The sequence below is a fragment of the Ferrovibrio sp. GW821-FHT12E11 genome, assembly GCF_058806975.1.
On record NZ_JBXAQG010000001.1, the window covers coordinates 2971551 to 2986660 of the forward strand.

Annotated in this window: 17 protein-coding genes; all 17 read left to right on the forward strand. The window is 62.9% G+C overall.

Going from position 1 to position 15110, the window contains the following annotated elements; all coding sequences use genetic code 11:
* The first annotated feature begins 4 nt into the window (after positions 1 to 4).
* The 17 genes from AC1ROT_RS14760 to AC1ROT_RS14840 all read left to right on the forward strand — a co-directional run bounded on the left by AC1ROT_RS14760 (position 5) and on the right by AC1ROT_RS14840 (position 15091).
* Complete coding sequence (locus tag AC1ROT_RS14760; protein WP_492971817.1) at positions 5 to 796, forward strand: ABC transporter ATP-binding protein; 792 nt, start codon at positions 5 to 7, stop codon at positions 794 to 796.
* 14 nt (positions 797 to 810) lie between these two features.
* Positions 811 to 1695, forward strand: a complete 885-nt coding sequence (locus AC1ROT_RS14765) for a branched-chain amino acid ABC transporter permease (protein ID WP_492971816.1) — start codon at positions 811 to 813, stop codon at positions 1693 to 1695.
* Positions 1696 to 1710: 15 nt separating this feature from the next.
* Positions 1711 to 2775: a branched-chain amino acid ABC transporter permease gene (locus AC1ROT_RS14770; RefSeq protein WP_492999912.1), complete on the forward strand. Its 1065-nt coding sequence runs from the start codon at positions 1711 to 1713 to the stop codon at positions 2773 to 2775.
* Positions 2776 to 2870: 95 nt separating this feature from the next.
* A complete protein-coding gene (locus AC1ROT_RS14775; protein ID WP_492971814.1) occupies positions 2871 to 4178 on the forward strand; it encodes an ABC transporter substrate-binding protein in 1308 nt (435 codons plus the stop codon).
* A gap of 70 nt (positions 4179 to 4248) precedes the next feature.
* Entirely contained in the window at positions 4249 to 5070 is an 822-nt protein-coding gene (locus AC1ROT_RS14780) for an ABC transporter ATP-binding protein (protein WP_492971813.1), read from the forward strand.
* 24 nt (positions 5071 to 5094) lie between these two features.
* Positions 5095 to 6399 carry a phenylacetate--CoA ligase family protein gene (locus AC1ROT_RS14785; RefSeq protein WP_492999913.1) on the forward strand — a complete coding sequence of 435 codons (1305 nt, stop codon included), beginning with the start codon at positions 5095 to 5097 and terminating at the stop codon, positions 6397 to 6399.
* Positions 6400 to 6428: 29 nt separating this feature from the next.
* Positions 6429 to 7061, forward strand: coding sequence for a heme ABC exporter ATP-binding protein CcmA (gene ccmA, locus AC1ROT_RS14790; RefSeq protein ID WP_492971811.1), 633 nt, complete (start codon positions 6429 to 6431; stop codon positions 7059 to 7061).
* Positions 7058 to 7723, forward strand: a complete 666-nt coding sequence (gene ccmB / locus AC1ROT_RS14795) for a heme exporter protein CcmB (protein ID WP_492971810.1) — start codon at positions 7058 to 7060, stop codon at positions 7721 to 7723. The genes ccmA and ccmB overlap by 4 nt, the downstream gene beginning before the upstream one ends.
* Before the next feature lie 26 nt (positions 7724 to 7749).
* Positions 7750 to 8481 (forward strand): heme ABC transporter permease, encoded by a 732-nt coding sequence (locus AC1ROT_RS14800; protein WP_493001165.1) that lies wholly within the window; start codon positions 7750 to 7752, stop codon positions 8479 to 8481.
* 71 nt (positions 8482 to 8552) lie between these two features.
* A complete protein-coding gene (gene ccmD / locus AC1ROT_RS14805; protein ID WP_492971809.1) occupies positions 8553 to 8732 on the forward strand; it encodes a heme exporter protein CcmD in 180 nt (59 codons plus the stop codon).
* A complete protein-coding gene (gene ccmE, locus AC1ROT_RS14810; protein WP_492971808.1) occupies positions 8722 to 9186 on the forward strand; it encodes a cytochrome c maturation protein CcmE in 465 nt (154 codons plus the stop codon). Before ccmD ends, ccmE begins: the two co-directional genes overlap by 11 nt.
* A complete protein-coding gene (locus tag AC1ROT_RS14815; RefSeq protein ID WP_492999914.1) occupies positions 9183 to 11162 on the forward strand; it encodes a heme lyase CcmF/NrfE family subunit in 1980 nt (659 codons plus the stop codon). The genes ccmE and AC1ROT_RS14815 overlap by 4 nt, the downstream gene beginning before the upstream one ends.
* Before the next feature lie 6 nt (positions 11163 to 11168).
* Positions 11169 to 11723, forward strand: coding sequence for a DsbE family thiol:disulfide interchange protein (locus AC1ROT_RS14820; RefSeq protein ID WP_492999915.1), 555 nt, complete (start codon positions 11169 to 11171; stop codon positions 11721 to 11723).
* The gene (locus AC1ROT_RS14825; protein ID WP_492971805.1) at positions 11717 to 12187 is read left to right on the forward strand and encodes a cytochrome c-type biogenesis protein; all 471 of its coding nucleotides are present in this window, start codon (positions 11717 to 11719) and stop codon (positions 12185 to 12187) included. The genes AC1ROT_RS14820 and AC1ROT_RS14825 overlap by 7 nt, the downstream gene beginning before the upstream one ends.
* Positions 12187 to 13569, forward strand: a complete 1383-nt coding sequence (gene ccmI, locus AC1ROT_RS14830) for a c-type cytochrome biogenesis protein CcmI (protein ID WP_492971804.1) — start codon at positions 12187 to 12189, stop codon at positions 13567 to 13569. Before AC1ROT_RS14825 ends, ccmI begins: the two co-directional genes overlap by 1 nt.
* A 100-nt stretch (positions 13570 to 13669) precedes the next feature.
* Positions 13670 to 13954 carry a hypothetical protein gene (locus AC1ROT_RS14835; protein ID WP_492999917.1) on the forward strand — a complete coding sequence of 95 codons (285 nt, stop codon included), beginning with the start codon at positions 13670 to 13672 and terminating at the stop codon, positions 13952 to 13954.
* 102 nt (positions 13955 to 14056) lie between these two features.
* Entirely contained in the window at positions 14057 to 15091 is a 1035-nt protein-coding gene (locus AC1ROT_RS14840) for an ABC transporter substrate-binding protein (protein ID WP_492999918.1), read from the forward strand.
* Positions 15092 to 15110: the final 19 nt, after the last annotated feature.

The following is a 15110-nucleotide window of genomic DNA, read 5'->3' on the forward strand; positions in this document are numbered from 1 at the left end:
CGGCATGACCGCAGCAGGAAAAACCATCGGCGATATCATGTTGAAGGTGGAGAATATTTCTCTCAGTTTCGGTGGTGTTAAGGCGCTGACCAATATCAGCTTCGAGATTCGCGAGCGCGAAGTTCTGGCCATCATCGGCCCCAACGGTGCCGGCAAGTCGTCGATGCTGAACTGCATCAACGGTTTTTATCACCCTCAGCAGGGTCTCATCACCTTTAAGGGCCAGCCGCGCAAGCAGATGCGTCCGTATGAGGCGGCCAGCCAGGGTATCGCCCGCACCTTCCAGAATATCGCGCTGTTCAAGGGCATGTCGACGCTGGACAACATCATGACGGGCCGCATCCTGAAGATGAAGTCCGGCCTGCTCGCATCGGCCTTCTACAAGGGTCCGGCCGAGCGCGAGCAGGTGGAGCATCGCGCCTTCTGCGAGAAGATCATCGATTTCCTGGAAATCGAGGCAATCCGCAAGGTGCCGGTGGGGCGTCTGCCTTATGGCCTGCAGAAGCGCGTCGAGCTTGGCCGCGCGCTGGCGGCTGAGCCGACCCTGTTGCTGCTGGATGAGCCGATGGCCGGTATGAATCTGGAAGAAAAGCAGGATATGTGCCGATTCATTCTGGATGTGAACGATGAATTCGGCACCACGATCTGCCTGATCGAGCACGACATGGGCGTGGTGATGGATATCTCGGATCGCGTGGTGGTGCTGGATTACGGCCGCAAGATCGGCGATGGCACGCCCGAAGAGATCAAGAACAACAAGGAAGTCATCGACGCCTATCTCGGCGTGCAGCATTAGGGGCGGGCAGAGTCATGGCTTTTTTCCTGGAAGTGCTGATCGGCGGCTTGATGGCAGGGGTGATGTATTCCCTGGTGGCTCTTGGCTTTGTGCTGATCTTCAAGGCGTCGGGGGTCTTCAATTTTGCCCAGGGCGCCATGGTGCTGTTCGCAGGTCTGTTCTTTGTCGGATTCCTGCAGAAGGGCGTGCCGATCTGGCTGTCCATCATTCTGACGCTCGGTGTAATGCTGCTGCTGGCCATTGCGATCGAACGCATCGTGTTACGCCACCTGGTCAACCAGGAAGGCATCATCCTGTTCATGGCCACCATCGGCGTATCCTTCTTTATCGATGGCCTGGGGCAGTCGATCTGGGGTTCCGGGGTGCAGGCGCTGGATATCGGAATTCCCACCGATCCGATCCTGCTGATGGATGGCGATATCCTCATTCAGTCCTTTGATCTCTGGGCCGCACTGGTGGCGGGCACGCTGCTCGCCAGCCTGGTGGTGTTCCAGAAGACCCGGATTGGTCGCGCCCTGCGTGCCGTCGCCGACGATCATCAGGCGGCGCAGTCGGTCGGGATTCCGCTTAACGTGATCTGGATCATTGTCTGGGCCATCGCCGGCATGGTCGCCCTGGTCGCCGGCGTGATGTGGGGCTCCAAGCTCGGCATGCAGCCCGCCATCGTTGGCCTGGCCCTGAAGGCGCTGCCGGTGCTGATCCTGGGCGGCTTCACCTCGGTGCCGGGTGCCATTATCGGCGGCCTGATTGTCGGTGCAGGTGAGAAGCTTGCCGAGGTCTATATCGGACCGTTCTTCGGCGGCGGTATCGAAAACTGGTTTGCCTATGTAGTCGCGCTGGGTTTCCTGCTGATCCGTCCGCAGGGCCTGTTCGGCGAAAAAATCATCGAGCGCGTGTAGGAAGGGCGGAAGCAGATGCTGTATCGCGAGTCCGGTCAGTTCAAGACCAGCTACCCCGCCGATCAGGCGATCTTCACCATTCCGCAGGATCGCGTCTTCTTCGCTCTGCTGATGCTGGCGGCTTTTGTGGGTGTGCCGCTGGTCGCCACCGATTATCTCTATACGGCGCTGATCATTCCCTTCCTGTGCATGGCGCTGGCAGCACTCGGCCTCAATATTCTCACCGGCTATTGCGGCCAGGTGTCGCTGGGCACCGGCGCCTTCATGGGGGTCGGCGCCGTGGCGGCTTGGAATCTTGCCTTCCGGGTTCCCGAGTTGAACCTGCTGGTGGTTTTCGTGATCGCAGGGCTGATCGCAGCTTTGGTTGGCGTGATTTTCGGCCTGCCGAGCCTGCGCATCAAAGGCTTTTATCTGGCTGTGGCGACGCTCGCCGCGCAGTTCTTCCTGCCCTGGCTGTTCGTGAAGATTGGCTGGTTCACCAATAACAATGCCTCCGGCGTCATCACCGTGCCAGCCCTGACCCTGTTTGGCTGGGTGATCGACAAGCCGGTGGAGAAATACCTGCTGGCCCTCAGCATTGTGTCGATACTGGCCCTGGGCGCCAAGAATCTGGTGCGTAGCAACCCGGGACGACAATGGATGGCGATCCGCGACATGGATATTGCCGCTGAGATCATCGGCATTCGTCCGATTGTCGCCAAGCTCACGGCCTTCGCCGTGTCGTCCTTCTATATTGGCATTGCCGGGGCGCTGTACCTGTTCGTCTATCTCGGTTCTGCCGAGCCGGACGGTTTCAATATCAATCTGTCTTTCCAGGCGCTGTTTATGATCATCATCGGTGGCCTGGGGTCTATCCTGGGCAGTTTCCTTGGGGCTTTCTTCATTCTTCTGGTGCCGATCTTCCTGACGCGCGGCCTGCCGCTGATTGGCCTGGACATGTCGACGGCGGCCATTGCGCATACCGAGTTCATGGTCTTCGGCGCCATGATCGTGTTCTTCCTGATCGTCGAGCCGCATGGCCTGGCCAGGCTGTGGCAGATCGCCAAGGAAAAGCTGCGCGCTTGGCCGTTTCCGTATTGAGTGTGCGTCAAAACCCGGCTTTGTCGGGTCGTTACTGCGTGTTAGGCTTCAACCAACCCACCCGGAATGGGATGGGACAAACGGGAGGAATAACGATGCGTGCGAAACATTGGGGCCTCGCCATTCTGGCGGGCGCAACTCTGCTCGGGGCCAGCTATGCGGCTTCGGCGCAGGAGCAATTGATCCCTTCGATGGTGTACCGGACCGGCCCCTTCGCGCCGAGCGGTACGCCCACGGCAGACGGCTTCGCTGATTACATCGCGTTGCTGAACAACCGTGATGGTGGCCTCAACGGCGTCAAGTTGAAGGTCGAGGAATGTGAGACCCAGTATAACACCGAGCGCGGCGTCGAATGCTACGAGCGTCTCAAGGCGCAGGGCGGCACCATTTTCAGCCCGTATTCGACCGGCATCACCTACGCCCTGATCGACCGCGCGCCGACCGACAAGTCGGTGATCTTCTCGATGGCCTACGGTCGCGCCTCGGCCATGGTCGGCAATATCTTCCCCTGGGTATTCAACGCCCCGGTCACCTACTGGTCGGGTGCGTCGGCTGCCATTCAGTTCTTCGCCAAGGAAGCCGGCGGCAAGGACAAGCTGAAGGGCAAGAAGATTGCCCATGTCTTTATCGACATTCCCTATGGCAAGGAGCCGAACCCGGTTCTGCAGAATTATGCCCAGGAGCTGGGCTTCCAGCTTGAACTGGTGCCGGTACCGGCGCCAGGTCTGGAGCAGAAGTCGATCTGGCTGCAGGTTCGCCAGATGCGTCCGGATTTCGTGTTCCTGACCGGCTGGGGTGCGATGAATGCCGTGTCGCTGAAGGAAGCGGCGGCAGTGAACTTCCCGCGCGAGAAGATTCTCGGCGGCTGGTACACCTCGCAGGACAGTGACGTGCAGGCGGCCGGTCCGGCGGCCAAGGGCTTCCGCGGTCTGACTTTCCACAGTGCGGATCGCGATCTGGAAGTGCTCAAGCAGATCAAGACCCGTCTGGTTGACAAAGGCCTTGCCAGCCAGGGCGGCAAGCATCTGGGCGAGATCGGCTATGTGCGCGGCATCCTGAATGCCATGTTCACCACTGAGGCCCTGCGTGCAGCGCAGGCGCAGTATGGCAACAAGGTGATGGATGGCGAACAGTCGCGTTGGGGTTTTGAGAATATCAACCTCACCGATGACAAACTGGCGAAACTGGGCCTGAAAGGCCTGATCCAGCCGATCAAGATCTCCTGCGACAATCACCAGGGTGACGGCAAGATGCTGATCGTCCAGTGGGAGGGCGACAAATGGAAGACCGTCAGTGACTGGCTCGCGCCTGAGAACCAGAAGCTGATGCCGCTTTATCTCGCTGGTGCCGAACAGTATCAGCGCGAGAAGAACATCCCGTCGCGCTCCTGCGCTAAGTCCTGATCGTCTGACGCTGATCCCCGCCGGCTTTGCCGGCGGGGATTACTTCATCCCTTTCGCAAGAGACAGCCAGATGACCGTTCAGATCCCTGCTGCGCCGTTGCTGACCGTCAGCAACATAGAAGTCATTTACAATCACGTTATTCTGGTGCTGAAGGGCGTGTCGCTGCAGCTGCCCAAGGGCGGCATTGTTGCCTTGCTGGGTGCCAATGGCGCCGGCAAGACCACCACACTGAAAGCGATTTCCAATCTGTTGCGCGCCGAGCGCGGCGATATCACCAAGGGCCAGATCGATTATCACGGCGAGCGGATCGACCAGCTCAATCCGTCTACGCTCGTCAAGAAGGGCCTGATCCAGGTGATGGAGGGCCGCCATTGCTTTGCCCACCTGACCATTGAGGAAAACCTGCTGACTGGCGCCTATACCCGTGGCGACGGCACCAAGGCGATCGATCGTGACCTGGAGATGGTCTATTCGTATTTCCCGCGCCTGAAGGTGCGCCGCAAGTCGGTTGCCGGTTACACCTCCGGTGGCGAACAGCAGATGACGGCCATCGGCCGCGCGCTGATGAGCAAGCCCGATACCATCCTGCTCGATGAACCCTCGATGGGTCTGGCGCCGCAGTTGGTGGAAGAGATTTTCGAGATCGTCCACAAGCTGAACAAGGAAACCGGGGTCAGCTTCCTGGTGGCCGAGCAGAACACCAATATGGCTCTGCGCTATGCCGATTACGGCTATATTCTGGAAAATGGCCGCATCGTCATGGATGGCCCGGCCGAGAAACTGCGCGAAAATTCCGATGTGAAGGAATTCTATCTTGGTCTCGGCGTCGGTGGCCGCATGAGCTTCCGCGATACCAAGCATTATCGCCGCCGCAAGCGCTGGCTGGCCTGATCCTCATACACGCAGGAGACATGTGTGGCGCGTATAGCGAAGAAGGCTGTCAAAAAGGCCGCGAGACCCAGGGTCCGGGCCGATGAGTATTTCGACAAGCGCGAGACCCGTAAGCCGGCCGCGCGCCTGAAGGCGCAACTGGCGGCTCTGCAGGTTCTGGTGGCCCATGCCAAAAAGAACAGCCTCTACTACCGTGAGATTCTGAAAGACGCGAAGCCGGCCAAGCTGACGTCGCTTGAGGCGCTGGCCAAGCTGCCCGTCACCCGCAAATCCGATCTGGCGCCGCGCCAGAAGTCCAGGCCGCCACTGGGTGGCCTTGAGGCGGGTAAACCGGGCGAGATCGCCAATTACTTCCAGTCGCCTGGCCCGCTCTACGAGGCTTATCCGCATCCGACGGCCAAGGTGAAGGACCCGTTCCGCTTTGCGCGCGCGCTCTGGGCCGCAGGCTGCCGCCCTGGCAATCTGGTGCACAATACCTTTTCCTATCACCTGACGCCGGCCGGCCGGCTGACCGAAAGTTCGGCGGCATCCATGGGCTGTCCGGTCTTCCCGGCCGGCGTGGGCAATACCGAACTGCAACTCGATGCCATCGCGCAGCTTCAGCCGCGCGTCTATACCGGCACACCGTCTTTCCTGAAAATCCTGCTGGAAAAAAGCCGGGAGCTTGGCAAACCGGCGACCGCTTTGAAAAAAGGCCTGGTCGGTGGCGAAGCCCTGCCGCCGAGCCTGCGCGCTGAACTGAAGGCGCTTGGTGTCGATGTCCTGCAATCCTATGGCACGGCTGAACTTGGCCTTGTTGCTTATGAGTCGTTCGCTATGGAAGGCATGATCCTGGACGAGGATGTGATCGTCGAGATCGTGCGTCCCGGCACCGGTGATCCGGTGGCACCGGGTGAGGTAGGCGAGGTGGTGGTCACGGTCCTCGGGAATATGGTTTATCCGCTGATCCGTTTTGCCACTGGCGACCTTTCTGCCGTCCTGCCGGGCATCAGCCCGTGTGGCCGTACCAATACGCGGATCAAGGGATGGATGGGTCGTGCCGACCAGACCACCAAGGTGAAGGGCATGTTCGTCACGCCGGGGCAGATCGCCCAGGTGATGGTGCGGCATCCCGGCATCGCCAGGCTGCGGCTGGAAGTCAGTTCGCAGAATAACCAGGATGTCATGGTGCTGAAGGTGGAGGTCACCGGCGGCAAGGAGGTCCTGGCGGGTGCTGTCGCAGAGACGCTGCAGACGATCTGCAAGCTGCGAGGCCAGGTTGAAGTGGTTGCCATTGGCAGTCTGCCCAACGACGGCAAGGTGATTGCCGATCTGCGTACCTACCAGTAAGCGCGGGAAACGGCTAAACTCCGCCCATCATGGCGTTGGCGGTCGAAGGGCTCGCCTGCATCCGCGGCGAGCGTCAGCTTTTTCAGAATCTGAATTTCCGCCTCGCGGCTGGCGAGGCGCTGCTGTTGCATGGCCCGAATGGCAGCGGCAAATCGAGTCTGCTCCGACTGCTCTCCGGCTTCCTTGAGCCCGCCGCCGGCAGCATCCTGTGGGATGGCCGGTCCGTTGCCGAGGATGGAGAGGCCCATCGTGCGCGCCTGTTTTATCTCGGCCACCAGGATGCGGTGAAACCGCAGCTGACGGTCTTGGAGAACCTTGTCTTCTTCGCACGCCTGCAGGGTGTGCGGGGCGAGGCGGCGGTGGAGCAGGCGGATAAGGCTCTGGAGGTTGCGGATCTGGGACGTCAGCGTCGCCTGCCGGGCCGTTATCTTTCGGCAGGACAGAAGCGCCGCCTGGCGCTGGCGCGCCTGCTGCTCACGCCGGCGCCTCTGTGGTTGCTCGACGAGCCGACCAATGCACTCGACAGCAAGGCCGTCGGCTGGCTTGGCGCTGTGCTGGCGGCGCACCGCGAGCGTGGCGGTCTGGTTCTGCTGGCCAGTCATGTTGCCGTGCCACTGCCCGATGCCAGGCAGCTCGATCTGCCGGAAGGCATCCTGGCATGACCGCCTTCCTCGCCATCGTGATGCGCGACCTGCGACTGGGTTTCGGTGCTCAGGGCGCGATGCTGACCACCCTGCTGTTCTTCGTCCTGGCCGTGAGCCTGTTTCCGCTCGGTGTCGGTCCGGAACCGCAGATTCTGGCGCGGATCGCAGCTGGCGTGATCTGGGTGGCGGCGCTGCTGGCGGCTATGCTGTCGCTCGATCGCCTGTTCCAGACCGATCAGGAAGACGGCACCCTCGATCTGCTGGCGCAGGTGCCATTGCCGCTCGGCCTGATGGTCCTGGCCAAGACACTGGCGCATTGGCTCACCACCGGACTGCCATTGAGCCTCATGGCGCCGGTGCTGGCCCTGCTTCTGCAGATGGAGCCTGCAGCCATTCCGGTCCTGTTGCTGGGACTGTTGCTTGGCACGCCATCCCTCAGCCTGATCGGCGCCATTGGCGCGGCCCTGACCCTGGGCGCGCGGCGGGGGGCCGTGCTGGTGCCACTGCTGACCCTGCCGTTGGTGATACCCGTGCTGATCTTCGGTGTCGGCGCCGTGGAGGCCAGCGCTTATGGTCTGTCGGCCACGCCGCATCTGCTGCTGCTGGGCGCCTTCCTGGCTGGAGCGCTGGCGCTCAGTCCCTTCGCCATCGCCGGCGCGATCAAGCTGGCCTTGGAATGACCCTCGCCCTATAAACTCAGCCCATGCTGCACGTGCTCGCCAACCCCGCCCGCTTCCTGCGCCTGATGGCCGCGATCCGCCCCTGGGTGGCAGCGATTGCTGTCGCCGGGCTGGCCAGTGGCCTGGGCTGGGGCCTGCTCTATTCGCCGCCGGATTACCAGCAGGGCGAAACGGTGCGGATCATGTATATCCATGTCCCCGCCGCCTGGATGGCGATGTTCATTTATGCCGCCATGGCCGTGGCCTCGGCTGTCACGCTGATCTGGCGCCATCCGGTCGCCGAACTGGTGGCCAAGGCTTCCGCGCCGGTTGGCGCGGCCTTCACGATTATTTGTCTGATCACCGGCTCGCTCTGGGGCAAGCCGATGTGGGGCACCTGGTGGGTCTGGGATGCGCGGCTCACCTCCATGCTGATCCTGTTCTTCCTCTACCTGGGCTACATCGCCCTCTGGGAAGCCTTCGACGACCCCGCGCGGGCCGGCCGCGCCGCCGCCATTCTGGCGCTGGTGGGCGCCATAAACCTGCCGATCATCAAGTTTTCCGTCGACTGGTGGAACACCCTGCACCAGCCCGCCAGCGTGCTTACCCTGGCAGGGCCGAAAATCCACCCCGACATCCTCTGGCCGCTGGTGCTGACCGCGTTGGGGGCGAAAGGCTATTACGTCTGGCTGCTCAGCCTGCGGGTCAGGGCGGAAATCCTCAGCCGTCAGGCGCGTATCCTGCGCTTTGCGACCGCGACCGATCGCCGCGCCGGCTAGCAGCCGGGGGCGTTAAGCGGTATTTTCCGCTGGTCTGGCCGCAGGGGCCAAGGGAAACAAAGGGTTACATCGTGTATTGGGCTTCGCTGGGCGATTTTCTGGCCATGGGTGGTCATGCCGCCTTTATCTGGCCCGCCTTTGCCGTGGCGCTGCTCCTGCTGCTCGCGCTGGCACTGCAGAGTTTTGTCGCCATGAAGGCTGCCGAGCGCGAGCATGCCGAGGCCCGTCAGGAAGCCGGCCGTGACCCGTAAACAGAAGCGCCTGATGGCGGTGCTCGGTCTGGTCGGCGGTCTCGGCGTTGCCACCGCCCTGGTGCTGACCGCCTTCAACGACAATCTGGTGTTTTTCCATTCGCCGTCCGATGTGGTGGAAAAGCAGCTGCCGGCTGACAAACGGTTCCGCATCGGCGGGTTGGTCCTGCAGGACAGCGTGAAGAAGGATGGCCTGGTGACCGATTTTGTCGTGACCGACCTCCGTCACAGTGTGAGCGTCCGCTACACCGGCATCCTGCCCGACTTGTTCCGCGAGGGGCAGGGTGTGGTGGCGAATGGCAGACTCGACGGGCAGGGCCGCTTTATCGCCTCCGAAGTGCTGGCCAAGCACGATGAAAAATACATGCCGCCTGAAGTGGCCGATGCGCTGAAGAAGTCAGGCCAGTGGAATGACGGCCAAGGCCATGCGCCCGAGCGCAAGCCCGGCTCATGATTCCTGAACTGGGTCATATCGCGCTGATCCTGGCGCTCTGTCTGGCGCTGGTGCAGGGCCTGCTCCCCTTGATCGGTGCTGCGCGCGCCATTCCGGGCTGGATTGCCATGGCGTCGCAGGCGGCGATGGGGCAGGCGGCGCTGGTCGCTTTTGCTTTCGGCTGCCTGACCTATGCCTACGTCACCTCCGATTTCTCGGTCCTGAACGTTGCCGAGAATTCGCACACGCTGAAGCCGATGCTCTACAAAGTCAGCGGCGTCTGGGGCAATCATGAAGGCTCACTGCTGCTCTGGATTCTGATCTTGGTGATCTTTGGCGCCGCCGTTGCGCTGTTCGGCCGCAATCTGCCGGCCACACTGAAGGCTCGTGTCCTCAGCATTCAGGGGCTGATCGGTGTTGGGTTCCTGAGCTTCATTCTCTTCACCTCCAATCCGTTCGCGCGTCTGCTGCCGGCGCCGCTGGAAGGCCGCGGCCTCAATCCGCTGCTGCAGGATCCGGGTCTCGCGTTTCATCCGCCGTTTCTCTATCTCGGATATGTCGGTTTCTCGGTGGCGTTCTCTTTTGCCGTTGCGGCCTTGATCGAGGGTCGCGTTGATCCAGCCTGGGCGCGCTGGGTGCGGCCCTGGACGCTGGCGGCCTGGTGCTTCCTCACCATCGGCATCGCGCTTGGATCATGGTGGGCCTATTACGAGCTGGGCTGGGGCGGCTGGTGGTTCTGGGACCCGGTGGAAAACGCCTCCTTCATGCCCTGGCTCGCCGGTACGGCCTTGCTGCATTCCGCCGTGGTGGTGGAAAAGCGCGACACCCTGAAAAGCTGGACGGTGCTGCTGGCCATCCTCACGTTCTCGCTCAGCCTGCTCGGCACCTTTCTGGTCCGGTCCGGCGTGATCAACTCGGTGCACGCCTTCGCCACTGACCCTACGCGCGGCGTTTTCATCCTGATCTTTCTGGCCATCGTGGTTGGCGGTAGCCTGGTGCTGTATGCGTGGCGCGGTCCGGCGCTGCAGGCAACCGGGGTCTTTGCCCCTTTGAGCCGCGAAGGCGCGTTGCTGCTGAACAACCTGCTGCTCGCTGTCGCGTGCGCCGCCGTGCTGCTCGGCACGCTCTATCCGCTGGCGCTCGATGCCATCAGCGGCGCCAAGGTTTCGGTCGGTCCGCAATATTTCAACGCAGTTTTTGTACCGCTCACCGCGCCGCTGGTGGCGGCCATTGCTATTGGTCCGCTGCTAGCCTGGAAGCGCGGCGATCTGGCGGCAGCACTGTCCCGTCTGTTGCCGGCTGCCATAGCCGTTCTGGTTGCGCTGGGTATCGGGTTTTACCTGAAAGACGGCCGCAGCTTTATGGCTTTGCTGGGTTTGAGCCTGGTGGCCTGGCTCGGTATCGGGGTGTTTTGCGAGATGGCTTTACGCATCAAGCTTTTTTCCACGCCCTTTGCTGAGAGTCTGCGGCGCGCCCGGGGCCTGCCGCGTGCTGCCTGGGGCATGACGGTGGCGCATCTGGGTGTTGCGCTTCTGGTGCTCGGCATCACGGTATCCGAGGCCTGGCAGGTCGAAGTGCAGCAGGTGATGAAGCCCGGCGAAATCGCCACCGTGGGCCCGGTGCAGTACCGCTTCGAAGGCGTCGTGCCGGTGAAGGGCCCTAACTATACGGCGATGCAGGGGCGTTTCATCGTGCTTTCGGGTGGAGTGGTGATGCGCGAGATGCTGCCGGCGCAGCGCCGCTATCAGCAGCCGCCGATGGAAACCACCGAGGCTGCCATTCACTCCTCGCCGCTGGCCGATCTCTATGCCGTCGTGGGTGAGGGCGATGCCGAGCGCGGCTGGGCCGTGCGGCTGTACTGGAAGCCACTGGTATCCTGGATCTGGCTCGGCGCGCTGGTCATGGCGTTGGGCGGTTTCCTCTCGCTCAGCGACCGCCGTTTGCGGGTTGGCGCGCCGGTGCGCCGCCGGACCTCCACAGCCGTTGCCGCGGAGTAGACCGTCATGCGCCTGTCCCATGTCGTTCCTCTGGTCGTGTTTGCGTTGATCGGCCTCGGTCTCGCCGTCGGTCTGACCTTGAATCCACGCGATATTCCCTCGGCGCTGATTGGCAAGCCGGTGCCGGACTTCGCACTGCCGCCGGTGCAGGGCCGCAGCCAGGGCCTGGCGACGGCAGATCTGAAAACCGGTCAGCCGCAGGTGGTGAATGTCTTTGCCTCCTGGTGCGTACCCTGTCGGGTCGAGCACCCGCTGCTGATGGCGCTGAAGCGTGACGAGCTCGCGGCCATCCATGGCCTGAATTACAAGGACGATCCGGCCGACGTGGCGAAATGGCTGGATCAGCTGGGCGACCCCTTCACGCGCACCGGTGCCGATCGCAATGGCCGTGTCGGCATCGACTGGGGTGTTTATGGCGTGCCGGAAACTTTTGTCGTCGATGGCGCCGGCCAGATCGTCTGCAAGCATGTTGGTCCACTGATGGAGTGGGATCTGGATAATAAAATCCGGCCGCTCCTGCGCGATCTGAAGGCGGGCCGCACGAGTAAAGTCAAATGCTGAAGCGCCTGGGGCTTGCTCTGATGCTGTTCGCGGCCCTGCCCGCAGCCGCGCAGCATCTAGATGACCGCTTGTCCGATCCGATGCAGGAATTGCGGGCCCGCGATCTGTCGCGCGAGTTGCGCTGCCTGGTCTGCCAGAACCAGTCGATCGAGGATTCCAATGCGCCGCTGGCGCGCGATCTGCGCCGCATCGTGCGCGAGCGCGTGGCGCTGGGAGAAGATGATCGCACGATTCTCAACTATCTTGTGGCGCGCTATGGCGAATGGGTTCTGCTGAAGCCGCGCTTCAATGGCCAGACGCTTCTGCTCTGGCTGGGGCCGGCGCTGTTCCTCGCCGTCGGAGCGATCATCCTCGTTCTGTTGTATCGCCGCCAGCGTCGGGCCTCTGCCCCCGCTCTTGCACCGCTGGATGCCGCCGAGCAGAAACGGCTCGCGACACTGCTGGAACCGGAGGAGCGTCGCTGATGCTGCTCTGGCTCGGTTTTTCAGCGCTGGCGTTTTTCGCGCTCGCTATTCTGCTCTGGCCACTGCTGAAACGGCGCCAGGCGGGCACGGCTGGGCGTAAGGCTCATGATGTTGCCGTCTACAAGGCGCAACTGGCCGAGGTGGCCGAGGAGCTGGCGCGTGGGGCGCTCGGCGAGTCAGAAGCCAGCGCCGCGCGCCTTGAAATACAGCGCCGTTTGTTGCGGGCCGATGCGGCGGCCGATGGCGATATTGCAGAGTCTGGCGGCAGCATGGCCGGCCTGCTGGCGGTGCTGCTGCTGGTGCCAATACTGGGTGGCGGTCTCTATCTGGCCCTCGGCCGGCCGGAAGCGGCATTGGTCAGCCAGGAAGAGGCGAAGGCCCAGGCGGTGCGCAGCGAACAGATGCGCCAGGAAAGCGAACGCATGATCGGCCAGTTGCGCGAGCGTCTGGCGGCCGAACCGCAGCGCGTCGATGGCTGGTTGCTGCTGGGGCGCAGCCTGCTGATGACGGATCGGCCCGATGAAGCCGCCGAGGCCTTTTCCCGCGCCATCGCCCTGGTCCCGGACGATCCGGAACCTTATGCCTTCCGCGCCGAAGCGTTGACACTGGCCGCTGACGGCTCGGTCACGGCGGAAGCCCAGCGTGATTTCCGTGCTGTGCTCGAGCGCGATCCGCAACATCCCGGCGCGCGTTATTATCTGGGTCTGGCCCGCCTGCAGGCGGGTGACGCGCGCGGGGCCTATGACGACTGGTATGGGCTGGCGGCCGATGCGCCGGTTGATGCCCCCTGGCTGGAAACCGTGCAGGCGCGCCTGCGCGAACTCGCGCCGCGTCTGGGCATACCGCTGGCCCAGGCCGTGCCGGTGCCGAAGCAGGTTGACCCAGCCCCCGGCCCGACCCGCGAACAGGCCGAGGCTGCCGGGCAGATGTCGGCCGAGGATCGCGCCGCCATGATCCGCGGCATGGTCGAAGGTCTGGCGGCGCGGCTGGAGCAGAATCCGGGAGATGTGGACGGCTGGCTGCGTCTGGCCCGCGCGCGGGAGGTGTTGGGCGAAGGCGAGGCGGTGCGGACCGCGCTGCAGCGTGCGGTGACGGCCGATCCGAACCGGGTGGATGCCCGGCTGGCACTGGCCTTCAGCCTGGCCGGCGCCGCCGTGACCAGCCGCGATCCCCTGCCGGCAGCCGCCGTGGCCGAATTCGGCGCTGTGCTGGAACGCGTCCCCGACCACCCCCAGGCCCTTTGGTTTACCGGTCGGGGCGCTTACGAAGCCGGCGACAAGGCAACGGCCAGCACCCGCTGGAACCGGCTGCTTGCCCTGCTGCCGCCCGACTCGGCCGAGGCCAGGGAGCTGTCTGAGCGGATTGCCAGCCTGACCCGTTAAATCCCGATAACGCCCTGCCCTGTTAACTCCTGTTTAAGGGAGTCCTGCGCGTAATCGGGCCGGGTTCGAGGGACCAATTCCGGTCCGCAGGTTGGGTGACATGGCTATCGCACCAAGCAGTAATCTTCTGTCGGCGCTTTCGCAGCTGCAGGGCGGCGCTCGTCCGGTCGCACCGGCCCGTCCGGTCCAGCAGCAGCCCTCGGGCGCCAGCGCGCCGGTCCAGAACAGCTTTGCTGCCCAGCTGGTCAGCACCGATAACGCGATCCGTACCGCGCCGCCGGCCCAGGCTGCATCGGCCCAGGCCTTCTCGACACCGGTTCAGAACCAGCGCCCGATCCCCACCCGCGGCGGCTACCTCGGCCAGCACGTCAATATCCTCGTCTGATCCCGGACGATTTTCCTTATCACGACCGGTCTGATTGACGCCGTTTGACCCGGCGTCTAGCTTGGCGCCCAACGTCGCATACGAACGATCTGGGGAAACGTCATGCTGAAGCGCTTTACGCGTCGTACCGCTATTGCTGCGGCCGCTATCCTGCTGTTGCCAGGCGCCGCCCTGGCGCAGGCAAAAGACAAGGTCTCGATCTCGGCCCTGCCTTTCATTTCCACCGCGCCGATCTTCATTGCCAAAGAGCGTGGCTATTTCGATGCCGAGGGCATCGACCTCGATATCAAGATTTTCAATGCCGCCCAGGCCGTGGCCGTGGCGGTGGCCTCGAATGACGCTGATTTCGGCATCACCGCCTTTACCGGTGGCTTTTTCAATCTGGCCGGCAAGGGTGTGCTGAAGGTCATCGCCGCCCAGAGCCGCGAAGAACCGGGCTACAATTTCGTTGCCTATGTCGCCTCGAAGAAGGCCTATGACGCCGGCTTCCGCTCGCCGAAGGATTTCGCCGGCAAGAGCGTGGCGATCACCACAGTCGGCTCCAGCTTCCACTACAATCTCGGCATGCTGGCCGACAAATACGGCTTCAAGCTCGATTCGGTGCAGATGAAGCCGGTGCAGTCGATCCCCAACATGATGGCAGCATTGGCTGGCGGTCAGGTCGACGCCACCATCCTGCCGGCCAATAACGCGATCAAGCTGCAGGACGATGGCGCCGGCCAGATCATCGGCTGGGTGCATGAACATACGCTCTGGCAGCTTGGCGCTCTCTTTGCCTCCTCCAAAATCGTCAGGGAGAAGCGTCCGCTGGTCGAACGCTTCGTGCGCGCCTACCAGAAGGGTCTGGCCGATTATGCGGCCGCCTTCCTGGCCAGGGATGCCCAGGGCAACCGCATGATTGGCGAGAAAGCCCTGGCCGTGATGCCGATCCTGGAGAAATGGGTCGAGCCGAAGCCGAGCATCGATACGGTGAAGGTGGCTGCCAATTACATGGATCCGCAGGGCCGTCTGCTGGTGAAAAACATCTACGACCAGGTCGCCTGGGGTCAGGCTCAGGGGCTGGTCGACAAGACGGTCAAGGCGGTGGACTTCATCGATCTGAGCTTTGTCAAGGGCCATCTCGACCTGCCGAAGTAACGGCAGGTCAGCGGGATTC